Here is a 16,343-nt window from a genome sequence, read left to right on the forward strand (position 1 = left end):
CATGAAGGAAATCAGCGGCAACACGCGCCTGTTCGGCATCCTGGCCGACCCGATTCACCATGTGAAGACGCCGCAGCGCATGAACGAACACTTCGCCAAGATCGGTTTCGATGGCGTCTGCGTGCCATTTCACGCGCGGCCCGACAACCTGGCGGCCGTGGTCGACGGCCTGCGCCGCCTGGAAAACCTGGGCGGCGTGATTGTCACGGTGCCGCACAAGACCGCCATCCTGGAACTGGCCGACGACGCCACGCCCGTCGCACGCAAGATCGGCGCGGCCAATGTGTTGCGGCGTGAGGCCGATGGGCGCCTCGTGGCGCACATGCTGGACGGCGAGGGCTTCGTGCGTGGCCTGCGCAGTTGCGGCGTCGCCCCCGAGGGCAAGAGCGTCTACCTGGCGGGCGCGGGCGGCGCAGCCAATGCGATTGGCTTCGCGCTGGTGCAGGCTGGCGTCTCACGCCTGACCATCGCCAACCGCACGCCCGCCAAGGCCGAGGACCTGAAGGCCCGCATCCTGTCGCTGCATCCAGACGCGCAGATCGCTGTGGGCAATGCCGACCCTGCCGGCCATGACCTCGTCGTCAACGGCACGTCGCTGGGCATGAAAGAGGGCGATCCGCTACCGCTAGACGTCAGCCGCCTGACGCCGGACCAACTGGTCTGCGAGGTCATCATGCAGCCCAAGGACACGGCGCTGCTCGTGGCGGCGCAGGCGCGCGGCTGCAAGATTCATTACGGCGCGCCGATGCTGGCCTGCCAGATCGAACTGATGGTGGAAACGCTGGGCGTGACGTCCGCCCGTTAGGCGGCGCTGCACACATTCGGTAGACAACGATGGGCGACTACGACTTCATCATCGCGGGTGGCGGAACGGCCGGCTGCATCCTGGCCAACCGCCTCAGCGCGGACGGAAAGTATCGCGTGCTGCTGCTGGAGGCCGGCCACGAGGCGCGCAGCATGTGGATTCCCATTCCGGCGGGCTTTTCCAAGCTGCTGGTCGATCCGCAATACAACTGGCGCTTTGCCACCGAACCCGAGGACAACGTCCACGGACGCGTCATCGCCGTGCCCCGCGGCAAGGGATTGGGCGGGTCCACGCTGATCAACGGCATGATCTACGTGCGCGGCCAGCCCGAGGATTACGACGGCTGGGTGGCCGCGGGCGCTGCCGGTTGGGGACGCGACGTGGCCGAGCGCATCTACCGCAAGATAGAGAACTACGCGCCGGGCGGCGAGACCCGCGGCAAGGACGGCCCGATGCACCTTGAAGAGGTGGCCGAGCGCTTTCCGGTGTCGGACGCCTTCCTGGAGGCTGCGCGCGAAGACGGCCAACCCTTCAATCCGGACTACAACAGCGGCGATCAGGAAGGCGTGGGCTACTACCAGGTGCTCCAGCACCACGGCCGGCGCTGGAGTGTCGTGGACGGCTACCTGAAACCGGCGGCGGGACGGCGCAACCTCAGTGTCGAATGCGGCGCCCATGTCACGCGTCTGGTGTTCGAAGGTAAGCGCTGCGTGGGCGTGGTCTACCGCAAGAACGGGCAGGAACACGTCGTGCGCGCACGCCGCGAAACGCTGGTCTGCATGGGTGCGGTGCAATCCCCGCAATTGCTCGAACTGTCCGGAGTGGGCAATGCAGCTTTGCTGGCCTCGCACGGTATCGGCGTGGTGCACGCGCAGCCGGCGGTGGGCGAAAACTACATCGACCACTTCGCCACGCGCATGAACTGGCGCGTCAAGAACACGGTCACCTTGAACGAAATGTCGCGCGGCTGGCGGCTGGCGCAGCAGGTGGCGCGTTACTACATAAGCCGCAGAGGCATCCTGACGCTGGGCACAGGGTTGGTGCACGGCTTCGTGAAAAGCGCGCCCGGATTGCCCACCCCCGACGTGCAGTTTTTCTTCGTGCACGCCAGCTACGCCAACGCCGCCGAACGCATCCTGGACCGGCATCCTGGCATGACGATCGGGGTGGCGCAGTTGCGTCCCGAGTCCGTCGGGTCCATTCACATCAAGTCGGCCGATCCGCTGGCCGGTCCTGCCATCCGGCCCAACTTCCTGTCCGCGCAGGTCGACCGCGACAGCCTGGTAGGCGGGATGCAGGTGGCGCGCCGCATCGTCAGCCAGCCCGCCCTCAAACGCTACGTGGAGGCCGAGGTCAGCCCCGGCGTGCAGGTGGACAGCGACGACGAATGGCTGGACTTTGCGCGGCGCAACGGACAGACCATCTACCACCCCATCGGCACCTGCCGCATGGGCACGGACGCCGCGGCCGTCACGGACGTGCGGCTGCGTGTCAACGGGCTGACGGGCCTGCGCGTGGTGGATGCCTCGGTCATGCCGAAGATGGTTTCCGGCAACACGCAGGCCGCCGTCATGATGGTGGCCGAGCGCGGCGCGGAGATGATCCTCGAAGACGCGGCGCAGGCGTAGGGAACTTCCGGTCAGTAAAAATGGCGCGCTTGCTTACGGCTGGCGCGCCATTTTTCTTGAAGGCTCCCGGCATGCGCCTTGCTAACGCGCTGTTCCGACTGCAGACTGCAGGTTAGGCTGCACCAACTGAAAGGAGACCGTATGACCTACGACCTTTGGTATTGGGATGGCATTCCCGGGCGGGGAGAATTCGTGCGCCTGGCGCTGGAAGCGGGCGGTATTCCGTATCGGGAACGCGCCCGCGATCCGGGCGCCGACGAAAGCGCGTTGATCGACGACATGCGATCGGCCCGCAAGCATCCGCCTTTCGCGCCGCCTTATCTGGTGGCCGGAAAAATGACGTTGGGGCAGACCGCCAATATTCTGCTTTTCCTCGGCGAAAAGCATGGCCTTGCGCCCGAATCGCTTGAAGGCCGGTTGTGGGTAAACCAGTTGCAACTCACCATTGCCGACATGGTGGCCGAAGCGCACGACACCCATCACCCCATTTCCGCCAGCGATTATTACGAAGACCAGAAAGAAGAGGCCGCCCGCCGCGCCAAGGTATTTCGGGAAGCGCGTATTCCGAAGTTCCTGGGGTATTTCGAACGGCTGCTGGACGGGCCGCAGGCGTGGTTGGCGGGCGGCGCCAAATGGACCTACGTGGACTTGTCCCTTTATCACCTGGTCGATGGCTTGCTGTTCGCGTTTCCCAAACGCATGGCCACCGTTGCCGCGCATTATCCAAATGTGTTCGCCCTGCACGAGCGCGTGACCGCTTTGCCTGAACTGCAGGCCTATTTTTCAAGCGGCCGGCGCTTGCCGTTTGGCGAGGGCATTTTCCGCCAATATCGCGAGCTGGACGCGGCTTGAATCCGGGATTTCCCGAGTGTGCGTCGTGACGACGCTTTGAATTCTTTTTAAAAGGGACATTCAGAATTACATCGGGCCATGATAATTTCTGGGATTAAGTAGTTTCCATTAGATACATAAGAATTACGTGTACCAGGCACGCCGGCAAACACACCCTGGAGGTTTCCATGCTTTGGCATACTCTTGGCCGCTTTATCCGTGGATATCGCAGTACCGATAAAAACGACCTGCTGGGACAGATCGACGCCATTCACAAATCCCAGGCGGTCATTGAGTTTGATCTGAACGGCCACATCCTGATGGCCAATCAGAACTTCCTGGACACCACGGGCTATTCGCTCGAAGAAATCCAGGGGCGTCACCACCGCATGTTCATCGATCCCGATGAACGCGGGTCGCCGCAATATGCATCCTTTTGGGAAAGGCTGGGACAGGGCGCACATGATTCCGGCCGTTATCGGCGGATTCGTAAAGATGGCTCGGACGTCTGGCTGCAGGCGTCGTACAACCCTATCTTTGACAAGCGCGGACGGCCCGTGAAGGTGATCAAGTACGCCACCGACATCACCGATCAGCAAAATCGCCAGGCAGATTCCGAAGGGCAGCTCGCGGCAATTTCCAAGGTCCAGGCGATCATCGAGTTCAATCTCGACGGCACCATCCTGCGTGCCAACGACCTGTTTCTTGGTGCGGTGGGGTATCGCGCCGACGAGGTGCTGGGCCGGCATCACAGCCTCTTTGTCCCGCCCGAAGAAGCCCGAAGCACGGCGTACAAGGATTTCTGGCGCCGGCTGCGCAATGGCGAGCACGACACCGGGCAGTACATGCGGTTGGGCAAAGGCGGACGCCAAGTCTGGATCGAAGCCAGCTATAACCCCATTCTCGACGCGCAGGGCCGGCCATTCAAGGTGGTGAAGTTCGCTACCGACATCACCAAGCGCTTTACCGCCGCGCAGACGCTGCAAGTGGCCGTGCAGGGCCTGACCGAAAACGCCGAACGCGCGCGACAGGCCAACAGCCTCGCCCTGGATGCCAGCCGCATCGCAGAAACGGGCGGCGATACGATGCGTGACGTGGTGACGACCATGGAAGCCATCACGGGCAGTTCGCGCCGCATTTCCGAGATCATCGGGGTCATGGACGGCATTGCATTCCAGACCAACATCCTTGCGCTGAACGCGGCCGTCGAGGCCGCGCGCGCCGGCGAGCACGGCAGGGGCTTCGCGGTCGTGGCATCAGAGGTCCGCAATCTTGCACAAAGCAGCGCGGCGGCCGCGAAGGAAATCAAGGCGCTCATCACGACCTCCGTGGCGCAGGTCGAAGGCGGCGCGGTGCAGGTCCAGTCCGCCGGCGGCACGATGGAGGGGATCGTCGCGTCGTCTCGCCGCGTGACCGAAATCATGGCGCAGGTCGTTGAAGTTTCGCTGGCGCAATCGGACAAGCTGGCCGGCGTGACCGAAGATCTCACCGATACCCACGCCGAACCCACGAGACGATTGCGCGCCGCCTAGCGGGCAGGGCATCTGCGCGCGAGTGCGCTATAAAGACGGCATTGCCGATCATCTGTGGCCCGCGCGGGCAATTTCCGCCGCGGGCCACGCCTTTTGCCCGATGTCCATGACTGAATCCGAAGCCCTCGCGCTTGCCACGCACCGCCACTACAAGGGTGGCCTTTACCGCTACATAGGCACTGCCCGCCATTCCGAAACCGAAGAGTCCATGGTGGTGTACGAACACCTCTGGCCGCACACGCGCGGCCTGTGGGTGCGCCCGGCCGATCTGTTCTTCGGGCAGCTTGCCGACGGTTCGGCCCGGTTCGCCGCCCTGCATCCGGCGGAGTAAGCGCGTGACGTATTTCTATCGGCGCACGCGAGCGGCCAGCGCATCGCCGGCCCGTCCCACGGCGCGTGCGCAAGCGGCCTTGACGCACGCGCTTGAAGCGTTGGGCCGCCCCTTCATCGTGGCCGACCTGGAAACGACCGGCCTGTCCACCGCAAGCTGCGAAATTCTTGAATTTGCGGCAGTCAGAGTGGGTGAGGGCGGGGCGGTCGTCAACGAATACACGCAGGTCGTTCGCACTTGCGGCCGTGTCCCTTCCTTCATATCCCGTCTCACCGGCATTACGCAGGCCGAAGTCGATCGCGACGGCATTCCGGTCGCGCAGGCCTTCTCGTCGTTCCTGGATTTCGTCGAGGATCTGCCGGTGTTCTTCCATAACGCCTCGTTCGACCGGCGCTTCCTGAGCGCGGCCGCTGACCAGACGGGGCTGCCTTTTTCGAACGCCACGCACTGCACGTTGGCGTTGGCGCGCCGCGCGTGGCCGGAGTTGCCGTCGCACAAGCTCGACATCCTGGCGCGGCACGTCGGCGCCTCGCAGCCGACCCACCGGGCGTTGGCGGACGTGCGGACGACGGTCGCGGTCGCGCTTGCAGCCAGCGCTCGGCTGGCCTGCGCGTAACGAGGCGCCATTTCTTTGGGAGTTCCCATGTCAGACCTGGAAGCAATCCGCCTCGCCGTGCGCCAGTTCACGGCTGAACGCGAATGGCAGCAATTCCATTCGCCCAAGAATCTGGGGATGGCGCTGGCGGGGGAAACGGGCGAACTCGTCTCGTTGTTCCAGTGGCTGGATGAAGACGAGTCGCGCAATCTGCCGGCCGCCCGGCTTGCGGACGCTGCGGACGAGATCGCCGACGTGCAGATGTATCTGGTGGCCCTGGCGGATCAGCTTGGCATTGATATCCCGCAGGCGGTTGCCGGCAAGATGGTGAAGAACGCCAACAAGTATCCCGCCGATGCGTTCCGGCGCAGCGCTCGCAAATACAACGAGCCCCCGGAAGAATAAGCGCCGGTCCGCGCAGCCGCTGGACCGGCGCCGAACGTTCAAATCACTTTTTGCTCGTGGTGCACTTGGGGCGGCTCAACGAAAAAGCCTCCGACCAGCTTGCGCCATTCCTGGAAGTCGGCCGATTCCCGGAAATCCACCATGTGGTTTTCGACCGTTTCCCAATCCACCACCAGCGTGTAGCGCTGCGGCTGCTCGATGCTGCGGTACAGTTCCATGCCATGGCAGCCCTTGGCGCGCAGAAAAAGCGGCTTCGCCTGGGTAACACCGGCTTCAAACAGCGCTTCCTGTCCTTCGCGGACGTGGATGCTGGCAATCTCCTGAATCATGGCTTGTTCTCCGATTGATGGGGGTAAGCAAGGCGGGAGTAGTATGGCCGAAAACCTCGATTCCAGCCCGCTTCATGAATCACCGAGCCGTCACATTGACTCGTCTCATTTCCGTCCGCCTGCTCTGGTATGTCGCCGTCGGCATCATTGCCCTGATGTCCCTGTACCTGCATACGCAATTCGGCGTTGTGGTCCTGCTGTCTGCCATCGCCATCTACATTCCCCTGTCGATGCTTGGATTGCCGCTCGTTGCGTGGCTATGCCTGTCGCGCCGCACAAGCGGCGTTGCGTCCGGGCTGCCGCCCGCCTGGCCCGCGTATCTTGCGGGCGTGACCGGCATTGTCCTGCTGGGCAGCTATCAGGTGCTTGGCAATCTGTACGTGGCGGAATGCGGCTTCCTGCTTGTGCTGGTGGCCGTGGACCTGATGCTGGCGCGACGCGAGACCGGCTGGCTGCTACGCCTGGCGCGTTAGATATCACGCGTGAGCCTCACGCGCGCGGCCCCATCCTTTGAGTTGAAACCCACCCGCAAGCGGAGCTTGACGGACGCATTGCGTCATCCATACGCATGGCCGTGCGAAGCCGGTATCTCCGCTTTCAGGTTTGTGTAATTCGCGAGTCCATCCTCCAGAAAGACCCGGTCGTTCGTTTAACCGATACCGACCTGCCTAGGACGGCGCAATCATTCCGTACCAATACGAAAGTCCCACGCCCTGCGAATGCAAGGGCGCAGTTCCTGGGTAGTAACGGTCCGCGCCGGTCGGTCTCCGGCACCTGTGCATCCGTGCAGACGGATCAGGAGGAGCTCAAATGAAAAAGCTCGCAGCAGTCGCCGCGTTGTCATTGTTTGCCGCATCGGCTTACGCCACTGGCCCGGGCCAGGTCGGCGGTTCGGTGACCGGTCACGCCGGCGCCATCAACGGTACCGCTTCGTCCATCTCCACAGGCAGTTCGGTGGTGGCCACCCAGGTGAACGGCTACGGCTCGTCGAGCCAGACGTCGTTCGGCAGCACGGGCGGCATCGCGGAAGTCGGCGGATCGTTCAGCCGCGACGGCACGCAAGTCGTCACCAGCACGCGGCAGTACGCCAATAGCGAGTCGTACGGGCATGTGTCGGGCAACGCGCCGATCATGGTCGGCGACAGCATCGCCAACGGCGGCGCAACGTTCGGCAAGACGGATACGAGCGCCTCGGCGACGGGCTCGTTCCACGCGGCAAATATCGGCGCGTTCGGGTCGATACACGGCGTCGGCCCGGTGGGCCATGTCGTTGGGTTCAATCGCTGACCCAATTATCCGGACGGCTTCGGCCGTCCGGGCGAGGGGACATCATGAAGAGCATCGTTCTAGCCATCTCCCTGTCGCTCGCCGCCATGTCGGCGGGGGCGCAGACCAGCACGTCCAGTTCCACGACGTCGGCATCGTCCGGGTCGACCAACGCGGGCAACAACCAGGGCATCACACTCAACTCAAGCAACAGCGGGACCAGCACGTTGCGCAGCGCACCGCCGGTTGGCGGCCAGAGCTTCTACGGCTCGTTCTCGTCGGACAGCTGCATGGTGTCAGCGGGCGGCGGCGGGTCCGTGGTGGGTTTCGGGATGAACGTCGCGATTCCGATCGAGGACCAGAAATGCAGTCTGCGCCGCAACTTCGAGCGCACGATGCAGGCGGCGGCATCGACCAAGGACGCGGATCGCTCCCGGCGTCTGGAAACCGCGGCCATCGACATCCTGTGCCAGACCGACGATCGCACCAAGGCGGCACTGGTGGCGCAGGGGCTCTGCACCAATCCTGCGCTGACGACGGCGGACCACCGGTTCGACAGCGGCGCCGTGGCGCAGGTCGCGCCGCAGACGCCCGTCCAGACTGCAGGCACGGCGCCGGCGCTGCCGCAGGCGGCGGCAACGCCGGCAGTGCAGGGCTATCCGGTGCTGTCAGCCCGCAGCGCCGCGTTCACCGCGCCGCCACTGCGCAACCCTCGCGTTGAGCGGCAACAGTTTGCCGACCTGTACTCTCCCGGTTGAAGCGGCCTGTGCATGACGGCAATCAGGGCGTGGCGGGCGGCGGGACCGCGACGGGCGCGGGCGCCTGCGCGGGTTCCGGCGCCGACGCGAGCAGCATGGTCGGCGGGGACGACACTTCAAGCTTGGCCTCGTCCAGGCGCTTGAGCACCGTGAACAGCAGCGCGCTGCGCACGCCGTACGCGGCACGCGGCGACGACACATAGCCCCTTGCATTGAAGATCAGGTGGCCTGCGTCGATACCGTCCAGGAAGACGTTGGGCGCCGGCGACTCCAGCACGTCTTCGTGATCCGCCAACGCCTGCAGCATCAGTTCACGCACCTGCTCGGCATCCGTCGACAACGGCATGGGCAGCTTGATCTGCACCAGGCCAAGCGGATTGGACCGCGTCACGTTGCGCACCGTTTTCGTCACGAATTCGGAGTTGGGCACGATCACCGTCGACCGGTCTCCCATCTGGATCTCGGTGGCGCGCACATTGATGCGCAGGATGTCGCCTTCGACGCCGCCCAGCGAAACCCAGTCGCCCACCTTCACCGGCCGCTCGGCCAGCAGAATCAGGCCCGACACGAAGTTCTGCACCACCGCCTGAAGGCCAAAACCGATACCCACCGACAGCGCGCTCGCGATCCACGCGACCCGTTCCAGTCCGATTCCCGCGGCCGACAGCGACAACGCCACGGCCAGCACGAAGCCGCCATACCCAAACAGCGTCGCGGCCGACAACTGCATCCCCGGGTCCAGCTCCGTGGTGGGCAGATAGCGGTTGGATAGCCAGCGCTTGAGCATCTTCACGCCCAGCAGCGACAACGCCAGCACGATCAACGCCTGCAGCACCGCGCCGGGCCGGATCTGCGCCTCGCCGATAGCCAGGCCCTTGCGAAGCTGGTCAAAGCGCTGCACCAGGTCCATCGGCGCTTCGCCGAACGGCGCCAACACCAGAATGATGGCAAGCAGCGCGATCGCCACGCGACCCAACCCGGACAGCAGCACCGCGGCCTGATCGCGCATGCTGGGCCCTTCGCCTTCACCGCCTTCGCGGTGCGCCGTGCCCAACAAGGTGCTGAAACCGTCCTCGACCAGCGTCGAGGCCAGGTAGGCCGACGCCAGCACGATCAGCACCCACAACACCTGCTTGACCAGGAAGCTGCCGAACGCCACGTAGCCGAGCAGCAGGCTGGCGAAGCTGACGATCAGCACCGTCCAGATGGCGGCCAGCATCAGCGAGACCCACAGCGGAATCGGCGCTTCGCTGTCCTGCAGGACCTGGCGGCGCAGGCGGCGGCCGATGAACAGCACGGCGGCAAGCAACGCCATGCTCAGGACGCCCACGATGCCGGTCAGGGTGATGGTCGTGGTCAGGCTGGCGTCCAGCAGGACGGGCAACCGTTCCGCGAGCCAGATCAGGACCACCAGCACGCCCAGCGTGCCGGGAAGCCAGCGCAGCCGGTTCGCCACGATGTCGCTGACCGGCGGCAGGCGCCAGGACGGACGATTGGTGGACAGCAAGGCGTAGCCCATCCCCGACACGAAGCCGCCGAAGCAGACCGTGGCTACCAGGTTGGTCAGGAGCGAATCGGTGCTGTCCGACAGTTGCGATCTCCAGTCCAGGCCGGTCTGGATGAGCAAGGCGATCACGCCAGGCGTGGCGACCGAAAGCGCCACGAGGGCCACTGCCAGAAACGATCGGCGCAGCCGTCCGGGCGGAACTCGGGTTGCCGTGAGCCGCAGCAGATACCGTCCAACCCAGACGCGCAGTGCAATTGCCAGACCGGCAACGACCGTCAGCAGCAGCCAACCCCATTTCGGCGTCTGTCCCACGGCGGTGGACAGGTCGTCGCGTAACGCTTCAAGCCGTTCCAGATCCCGGGGAAACTCCTGGCGGAATTCGGCCCAGAACTGGCCCGACAGGAAGGAGTCGCGACGCTCGCCCAAGCGTGCCTGAAACTGCTTGCGCCGCTGGGCTGAAATCTGTTCAGCCGTCTGGCCGGCATCCACTGACAGCAGCCGCGCCAACTTGATCTGCGCGTCCAGCGCGCGGCTGTTCTTTTCCAGCTGGGCGCGTTGCGCCGCCACATCCGGCGCTTCCTTCGCGCCGTCCGGGGGCGTCCCCAGTTCGCTCAGGCGTGCGGTCACGCTAGCCAGTTGCGGCGTCAGCGCTTCAGTTGCGGCGTCCGCCTTGGACTGGATGTCCAGCGCCTCGCCCCGCTGCTTGAGCAGCACGGCGTCGTCCGTTTCGTCGGGGACCCGCTTGCGGATCTCGTCAATCTGCTTGCGGGCCGCACCCAGAACGGCTTCGGTGTCGGCGGGGGCGGCGGGCGGCGCCGCAAAGGCGGGCAGGAAGCAGAAGACCAGCAGCAGCGCAGCAAGCAGCGCCGCCAGGTTGGGCGCGCGGACGAGGCCGGCGCGAAAGGGCTGAGTGAGCGTGGTCGGGATCATGTTTTTGGGGCGAGTTGCTCGCGTGGAGGCGGCAGCATAACAAGCCGCCGCCTCACCCGTTGCAACAAAAACTGGTGTTGCGTCCCTGTATTTTTAGAGGTGCTAGTTCGTGGGCTTGACCTCGCTAGCGGGCCGGGAAATTGGGGCCGGATTTGGCCGGCCAGATCAGCATGCCGACCGGCCATGACGGCTGTCGCAACGCCTGTTTACCAGCCGAACGTTTGGATTCACTTCAACTGGCGTCCAGACGCCAGTGCCGCCCGCGTGCGAGGCTTGCCCAGCACCGCGTCGCAGACCTGCAACCATGCACGCGCGGCAAACGACAGATAGCCGGACTGCAGCCAGATATGGCCAACCTCCCACTGGATGCCCGACTTCGCAAGCTTCGCGGTACTCAGGCCGCGGGTCTTCATCCGCTGCATCAGCGGTTCGGGCAAGAGGGCCACGCCAAGTCCTGCCGAGGCCATTGCCACCAGAAAATCCCAATGCGCGCTTTGCGCCGCGATGCTGGGCTGCAGGCCCGCATCGGCGAACGCCTGCCGCAACCGCCGGGTGATTGCGAAGTCGTCGGTGGGGATCAGCAGCCGCGCCTCGCGCAGCGCGCTCAGCGGCAGCGACGTCTTTCCGGCCCACGGCGCGTCTGGCGGCCCGATCACCCAGATCGGATAGCTGCCAAACGCCTGCGCGGCCAGACCGCCGTCGGGGGCGACAGGCAGGATGGTGGCGCCAACCTCCAGTTCGCCGCTGGCCACCAGGTTTTCCACCGCCTGGCCCGTGCCTTCGCGCAGGGTCAGGTGGATGCCGGGATGCAATTCGCGGAAGCGCTTCACAACTGGCGTGAACAGCAGATTGATCATGGGCGGGATACCGACCTCGAGAGACCCGCGTCCCAGCTCCGCGGTCTGGCGCATTTCTTCCGACAGTTGGCGCATCGTCTCCAGCACTTGCAGGCCACGCTGATACATGACCCGGCCGGTATCGGTAGGGCGGGCGGTGTGCCCGTCGCGGATCAGAAGCGGCGTGCCGGCTTCCTCTTCCAGTTGCCGGATCATCTTGCTGACTGTGGACTGCGTGACGAACAGCGCCTTGGCCGCCTGCGTGAAGCTGGCATGCCTGACGGTTTCCACGAAATACCGCAATGCGCGCACGTCCATGGGAAAGCTGACCCTCCGCGCCGTGCGCGAGAAAAACTCAAATGATGAAAAAAACGACTGGAACGGATGATTTTAAGTCATTACGAGATTTTCCCTCGGCTTCCTATACTGCCGAAAAATCGTCCCGGCGCCCGTATCCACGGCCTTCGGGACTTCGGGAAACGCCGCGTCAGACGGTGCCCGGGCGCTGCAGACCCCAGCCGCTACGCCCGGCCCTAAGCCGCCAGCCTTTGAATTTGGAGACACCATGCCTTTCGACCGGATCCGTAACGCCGACCTGCACGCCAGGATCACTTCAGCCGAACAGGCCGCCTTACTGGTTCAGGACGGAATGACCGTCGGAATGAGCGGATTCACTCGGGCAGGCGACTGTAAGTCGGTGCCGGCCGCGCTGGCAGCGCGCGCAGAACGCGAACCGCTCGCCATCACGTTGATCACGGGCGCATCACTCGGCCACGACACCGACAAAATGCTGGCGCAGGCCAATGCGCTGGCACGGCGTCTGCCGTTCCAGGTCGACACGACCCTTCGCCGCAAGATCAATCAGGGTGAAATCGCCTTCATCGACCAGCACTTGTCCGAAACCGTGGAGCAGTTGCGGGCGGGCCATCTGGGTCCCATCAACGTGGCCATCATCGAAGCCGCCGCCATCACGGAATCCGGCGCGATCGTGCCGACCATGTCCGTGGGCAACTCCGCGTCGTTCGTGCAGCAGGCCGACAAGATCATTGTGGAACTGAACATGAGCGTGCCTGCCGCCATCGAAGGCCTGCACGATATCTACGTTCCCGGCGACCGTCCCGCCCGCCAGCCCATCGGCCTGGTGTCTGCGGACCAGCGCATCGGTCAGACCTGCATCGAGGTCGATCCTGCCCGGATCGCCGCCATCGTCATCACGCAAGAGCCCGACAGCCCCTCCAACGCGCTGCCGCCCGATACCGAGACCAACGCCATTGCAGGTCATATCAACCAATTCCTGCGCGGCGAGGTGGATGCTGGTCGCCTGACCAACGCGCTGCTGCCGTTGCAGGCAGGCATCGGCACCATCGCCAACGCGGTGCTGCACGGGTTCGAATCGTCTGATTTTGAGAACCTGGTCATGTACTCCGAAGTGCTGCAGGACAGCGCGATCGAGCTGCTCGACCAGGGCAAGCTGGCATTCGCCTCGGCGTCGTCCATCACCGTATCCAAACCCGTGTACGAGAAGATCCTCGCCAACATGGAGCACTACCGCCAGCGCATCGTGCTGCGTCCGCAAGAAATCAGCAACGCACCCGAGATCGTGCGGCGCCTGGGCATCATCGCCATCAACACGGCGCTGGAATTCGACATCTACGGCAACGTGAACTCCACACACGTTGGCGGCACGCACATGATGAACGGCATCGGCGGCTCAGGCGACTTCGCCCGCAACGCCCATCTTGCGATCTTCGTGTCCAAGTCGATGGCCAAGAACGGCGACATCTCCAGCGTGGTGCCAATGGTGTCCCACGTCGACCACACGGAGCACGACGTTGACGTGCTCGTCACGGAATGCGGTCTGGCGGATCTGCGCGGCCTTGCGCCACGTGAGCGCGCCCGCGCCATCATTCAGAACTGCGTGCATCCGTCGTACCGCGACGCGCTACAAGACTATTTCGATCGGGCTTGCGCCCGTGGCGGCCAGACGCCGCATCTGCTGGAAGAAGCGTTCTCCTGGCACCAGCGGTTCAATGAAACCGACTCGATGCAGCCCGTCGTGGCATCGGCGCGCAAAGCGGCCTGAAGCGGGATTGAAGATTGACTGCCGCCGTCGCGGCGTCCGCCTGGGATTTCGAGCGAAGCGAAACCAGGCTGTTCCAGGCAACGTCCTGCGGGGCGCCGCGTTTTGGTCAAGGTAAAGCAGCTGTACGCCGCTTTACCTTTTTTTTCGCCTGAGACCTAGCTTTCGTCCTCGGGCTTCGATGTCACAAGCGTCTGGCGCGACATCTCCAACTCGTCGCGCAGCCATTGCTTGAACGCATTCAGCGGCGCCCAATCCCGCAAGCTCGGCCGGTACACCAGGTGGTAGGTCTGCCCCAGTTCGTAATGCACGCGCACGGGCGACACCTGTACTAGCCGCCCCGCACAAAGCGCGTCGGCCGCCAGCAGTTCACGGCCAAGCGTGATGCCCAAACCCTGCTCGGCAGCCTGCAGCATCATCCCCGCATCATTGAAGGAAGCCACGGGCGTGACCGGCGTCGGAAAACCGGCCGCCGTGAACCAATGCTGCCAAAGCTCGCGCTCACCGAGCAAAGGCTGCCGCGCCAGCGTTTCGGGCGAAATGTCGGGCAGGGCCGCCAACGTCTCAGGCGACGCCAACACGATGAGCGGCAGCGGCACATCAAACAGCGGCTCTGACTCCACCCCGGCCCACGGCCCTTGCCCGATCCGAAGCGCGGCATGGAATCCGTCCCGCGCCAGATCGACCACCTGCTGGGAAGTCTCGATCTCCAATGCCAGTTCCGGATGCCGGGCGCGCCATCGCGCCATGCGCGGCAACAGCCAGCGCTGCGCAAACGATGGCAATACCGACACGCGCAACCGTTGTTCGCGCCCGCTCGCGGCCGCGTTCGCCGCCATCAGCCCTTCGTCGAGCAACGCCATGGCGCCCTGCACGCTGCACAGCAACGCCGCACCGGCCGAGTTCAGCACGATGCCACGGCCGCTACGCTCGAAAAGCGGAAAGCCAATTTGCTCTTCAAGCACCTTGATTTGCTGGCTCACGGCGCTGTGCGTCAAGTGCAGCCGCTCAGCGGCGGCGCGCAGATTCTGCAGTTCCGCAACAACGCGAAAAGCGGGAAGGGTATTCAGCGGCAACCGCATGGCAGGCCTGTTCAAGAATATTGGTCATCGTAGCTTACCGAAAGGACCAAAACAATTCGATTTTCAGCGGGTCTTTGGGCGCTTACGCTTACCAAAACGGAACAAAAGGAGCCCGTTATGACCGCGCAACCTCTTATACCCACGTCTTCCTTGGTCGGCACGCCCCGCGGACCCCTGCCCACGGCTGGACCTGTCACGTCCGTAACGGTCGCGTCCATACCCGTCGCGCCCATACCTTCGCGTTCTGCACCCCTCGGGCTATCGCCCGCACTCCCTGCAACGCCTGCCGTGTTGGAGGCCGCGCAAGCGTCGGACCGCAGCTTCCTCACGCGCATTTGGCACGCCTATCGCGCTTGGCGCAACACGGCGCGGATGCGCAACATGGCCCAGGACATGGAGCCGCACCTGCTCAGCGACGTGGGCGCACCCCCATGGCTGATCAACGAAGCCAGCGTGAGGCGCGAACTTTCCCGCCTTCGCCACATCGATTACATCCGTTGGTAGTCCGGGATGGACCAGCCGCGAGGCGCGGAAATCCTGCCCGAGGGCTCGGGGATACGTCCACTTGCGGCGCGTATATATATAGAGCGTCTATATATACAGCGCTAAGATCGCCTCTCCAGAGAGAGCAACATAATTTGCGACGCCCACATGACAGCGCAAAATTCTGTGCTATAGTCTCGCTCCTTCGCAGCTCACACAGTTTTTGAGACGCGAAGCCAAGCAAGTGCAACAGGCGAGGCGGGGCATCCCGGCATCACCTGCCGCAACGGCAATCAGAAATGAGCGCTCTGCGGTTATTGCAAAGATCGATGCAAATTAGGCAGAAGCCAGTTGCAAGATCTGCAAAAATTGTGCTATAGTCTTGGGCTTGGCAGTTGCCGAAAAATTAGGGTTTACCCTGATGTTTCGGCAGCTGCTAGGCAGGGCGAAAGTCTTGGCGAGACCTGAAGAGGTCGCAGCAAGAAAGCAAGGCAAAATGCGCAGCTGACTTGACAAGCGATAAAAACTTCTTCATAATCTCGTTTCTCTGCTGCAACGACAGCGACGACGCGAAAGCGAAGTTGGCCGAAGTTGAAGGCAGAAACCAGTAGTACAGAATTTAGCAGTACCGCTCTTTAACAATTAAACAACCGATAAGTGTGGGCGCTTGATGCGAGTGCAGCGGTTTGGGTTTCGGCCTGGATCGCAAGCACAAGAAATCAAGTGCTCACTAGAAGTGAAGTACCTTAGACGTCAAGTTTAAGAACATACCTCACTTCCTTTGAGTAGCGACGTATGACCTGGTTTGGATTTATTCAGACCAAGAATACGAAACAAATACAGAGATTAAACTGAAGAGTTTGATCCTGGCTCAGATTGAACGCTAGCGGGATGCCTTACACATGCAAGTCGAACGGCAGCACGGACTTCGGTCTGGTGGCGAGT

Annotated in this window: 16 protein-coding genes and 1 rRNA gene; 13 read left to right on the forward strand and 4 right to left on the reverse strand. The window is 63.5% G+C overall.

Translation table 11 applies throughout. The features are described 5' to 3' along the window. Nucleotide 1 precedes the first annotated feature (1 nt). From KW836_RS10800 to KW836_RS10830, 7 genes are all read left to right on the forward strand, one after another. Nucleotides 2-805, forward strand: a complete 804-nt coding sequence (locus KW836_RS10800; RefSeq protein ID WP_175138292.1) for a shikimate dehydrogenase — start codon at nt 2-4, stop codon at nt 803-805. Nucleotides 806-834: 29 nt separating this feature from the next. After that, complete coding sequence (locus tag KW836_RS10805; RefSeq protein ID WP_218343219.1) at nt 835-2,433, forward strand: GMC family oxidoreductase; 1,599 nt, start codon at nt 835-837, stop codon at nt 2,431-2,433. A 141-nt stretch (nt 2,434-2,574) separates the two neighbouring features. After that, nucleotides 2,575-3,285: a glutathione S-transferase gene (locus KW836_RS10810; protein WP_218343220.1), complete on the forward strand. Its 711-nt coding sequence runs from the start codon at nt 2,575-2,577 to the stop codon at nt 3,283-3,285. A gap of 167 nt (nt 3,286-3,452) precedes the next feature. Further along, complete coding sequence (locus KW836_RS28070; protein ID WP_218343221.1) at nt 3,453-4,796, forward strand: methyl-accepting chemotaxis protein; 1,344 nt, start codon at nt 3,453-3,455, stop codon at nt 4,794-4,796. A gap of 106 nt (nt 4,797-4,902) precedes the next feature. Next, nucleotides 4,903-5,127 (forward strand): DUF1653 domain-containing protein, encoded by a 225-nt coding sequence (locus KW836_RS10820; RefSeq protein ID WP_175138296.1) that lies wholly within the window; start codon nt 4,903-4,905, stop codon nt 5,125-5,127. Between the two features lie 4 nt (nt 5,128-5,131). Further along, nucleotides 5,132-5,743 carry a PolC-type DNA polymerase III gene (locus tag KW836_RS10825; protein ID WP_175126011.1) on the forward strand — a complete coding sequence of 204 codons (612 nt, stop codon included), beginning with the start codon at nt 5,132-5,134 and terminating at the stop codon, nt 5,741-5,743. Nucleotides 5,744-5,770: 27 nt separating this feature from the next. After that, complete coding sequence (locus KW836_RS10830; protein WP_218343222.1) at nt 5,771-6,127, forward strand: nucleotide pyrophosphohydrolase; 357 nt, start codon at nt 5,771-5,773, stop codon at nt 6,125-6,127. 38 nt (nt 6,128-6,165) lie between these two features. Here KW836_RS10830 and KW836_RS10835 read toward each other — a convergent pair whose 3' ends face one another. Further along, the gene (locus tag KW836_RS10835) at nt 6,166-6,456 is read right to left on the reverse strand and encodes an antibiotic biosynthesis monooxygenase (RefSeq protein ID WP_056570634.1); all 291 of its coding nucleotides are present in this window, start codon (nt 6,454-6,456) and stop codon (nt 6,166-6,168) included. 95 nt (nt 6,457-6,551) lie between these two features. Between KW836_RS10835 and KW836_RS10840 the strand changes: the two genes are divergently transcribed. From KW836_RS10840 to KW836_RS10850, 3 genes are all read left to right on the forward strand, one after another. Beyond that, nucleotides 6,552-6,929 carry a hypothetical protein gene (locus KW836_RS10840; RefSeq protein ID WP_255595230.1) on the forward strand — a complete coding sequence of 126 codons (378 nt, stop codon included), beginning with the start codon at nt 6,552-6,554 and terminating at the stop codon, nt 6,927-6,929. Nucleotides 6,930-7,266: 337 nt separating this feature from the next. Next, nucleotides 7,267-7,743 (forward strand): hypothetical protein, encoded by a 477-nt coding sequence (locus KW836_RS10845; protein WP_175138299.1) that lies wholly within the window; start codon nt 7,267-7,269, stop codon nt 7,741-7,743. A gap of 44 nt (nt 7,744-7,787) precedes the next feature. Then, the gene (locus tag KW836_RS10850; RefSeq protein ID WP_175138300.1) at nt 7,788-8,480 is read left to right on the forward strand and encodes a hypothetical protein; all 693 of its coding nucleotides are present in this window, start codon (nt 7,788-7,790) and stop codon (nt 8,478-8,480) included. 22 nt (nt 8,481-8,502) lie between these two features. Here KW836_RS10850 and KW836_RS10855 read toward each other — a convergent pair whose 3' ends face one another. Then, nucleotides 8,503-10,917: a DUF3772 domain-containing protein gene (locus tag KW836_RS10855; RefSeq protein WP_218343224.1), complete on the reverse strand. Its 2,415-nt coding sequence runs from the start codon at nt 10,915-10,917 to the stop codon at nt 8,503-8,505. Nucleotides 10,918-11,144: 227 nt separating this feature from the next. Further along, a complete protein-coding gene (locus KW836_RS10860) occupies nt 11,145-12,071 on the reverse strand; it encodes a LysR family transcriptional regulator (protein ID WP_218343225.1) in 927 nt (308 codons plus the stop codon). A 247-nt stretch (nt 12,072-12,318) separates the two neighbouring features. Between KW836_RS10860 and KW836_RS10865 the strand changes: the two genes are divergently transcribed. Beyond that, nucleotides 12,319-13,836 carry an acetyl-CoA hydrolase/transferase family protein gene (locus KW836_RS10865; protein ID WP_218343226.1) on the forward strand — a complete coding sequence of 506 codons (1,518 nt, stop codon included), beginning with the start codon at nt 12,319-12,321 and terminating at the stop codon, nt 13,834-13,836. Between the two features lie 155 nt (nt 13,837-13,991). Here the strand turns inward: KW836_RS10865 and KW836_RS10870 are convergent, their stop codons facing one another. After that, nucleotides 13,992-14,915, reverse strand: a complete 924-nt coding sequence (locus KW836_RS10870; RefSeq protein WP_218343227.1) for a LysR substrate-binding domain-containing protein — start codon at nt 14,913-14,915, stop codon at nt 13,992-13,994. Nucleotides 14,916-15,203: 288 nt separating this feature from the next. Here KW836_RS10870 and KW836_RS27855 point away from each other — a divergent pair, with 288 nt between their 5' ends. Both KW836_RS27855 and KW836_RS10880 read left to right on the forward strand, forming a co-directional pair. Further along, nucleotides 15,204-15,419 (forward strand): isoleucyl-tRNA synthetase, encoded by a 216-nt coding sequence (locus KW836_RS27855; protein WP_370633000.1) that lies wholly within the window; start codon nt 15,204-15,206, stop codon nt 15,417-15,419. An 827-nt stretch (nt 15,420-16,246) separates the two neighbouring features. Continuing rightward, nucleotides 16,247-16,343 (forward strand): 16S ribosomal RNA (locus tag KW836_RS10880); the annotation flags it as partial.

It is taken from the genome of Achromobacter sp. ACM05 (assembly GCF_019218915.1).
Classification (GTDB): domain Bacteria; phylum Pseudomonadota; class Gammaproteobacteria; order Burkholderiales; family Burkholderiaceae_B; genus Achromobacter; species Achromobacter animicus.

Bases quoted from the DNA above. Each gene is read 5' to 3' on its own strand.
- KW836_RS10800 (WP_175138292.1), top strand. From the start codon at position 2: ATGAAGGAAATCAGCGGCAACACGCGCCTGTTCGGCATCCTGGCCGAC.
- KW836_RS10805 (WP_218343219.1), top strand. From the start codon at position 835: ATGGGCGACTACGACTTCATCATCGCGGGTGGCGGAACGGCCGGCTGC.
- KW836_RS10810 (WP_218343220.1), top strand. From the start codon at position 2,575: ATGACCTACGACCTTTGGTATTGGGATGGCATTCCCGGGCGGGGAGAA.
- KW836_RS28070 (WP_218343221.1), top strand. From the start codon at position 3,453: ATGCTTTGGCATACTCTTGGCCGCTTTATCCGTGGATATCGCAGTACC.
- KW836_RS10820 (WP_175138296.1), top strand. From the start codon at position 4,903: ATGACTGAATCCGAAGCCCTCGCGCTTGCCACGCACCGCCACTACAAG.
- KW836_RS10830 (WP_218343222.1), top strand. From the start codon at position 5,771: ATGTCAGACCTGGAAGCAATCCGCCTCGCCGTGCGCCAGTTCACGGCT.
- KW836_RS10835 (WP_056570634.1), bottom strand. From the start codon at position 6,456: ATGATTCAGGAGATTGCCAGCATCCACGTCCGCGAAGGACAGGAAGCG.
- KW836_RS10845 (WP_175138299.1), top strand. From the start codon at position 7,267: ATGAAAAAGCTCGCAGCAGTCGCCGCGTTGTCATTGTTTGCCGCATCG.
- KW836_RS10850 (WP_175138300.1), top strand. From the start codon at position 7,788: ATGAAGAGCATCGTTCTAGCCATCTCCCTGTCGCTCGCCGCCATGTCG.
- KW836_RS10855 (WP_218343224.1), bottom strand. From the start codon at position 10,917: ATGATCCCGACCACGCTCACTCAGCCCTTTCGCGCCGGCCTCGTCCGC.
- KW836_RS10860 (WP_218343225.1), bottom strand. From the start codon at position 12,071: ATGGACGTGCGCGCATTGCGGTATTTCGTGGAAACCGTCAGGCATGCC.
- KW836_RS10865 (WP_218343226.1), top strand. From the start codon at position 12,319: ATGCCTTTCGACCGGATCCGTAACGCCGACCTGCACGCCAGGATCACT.
- KW836_RS10870 (WP_218343227.1), bottom strand. From the start codon at position 14,915: ATGCGGTTGCCGCTGAATACCCTTCCCGCTTTTCGCGTTGTTGCGGAA.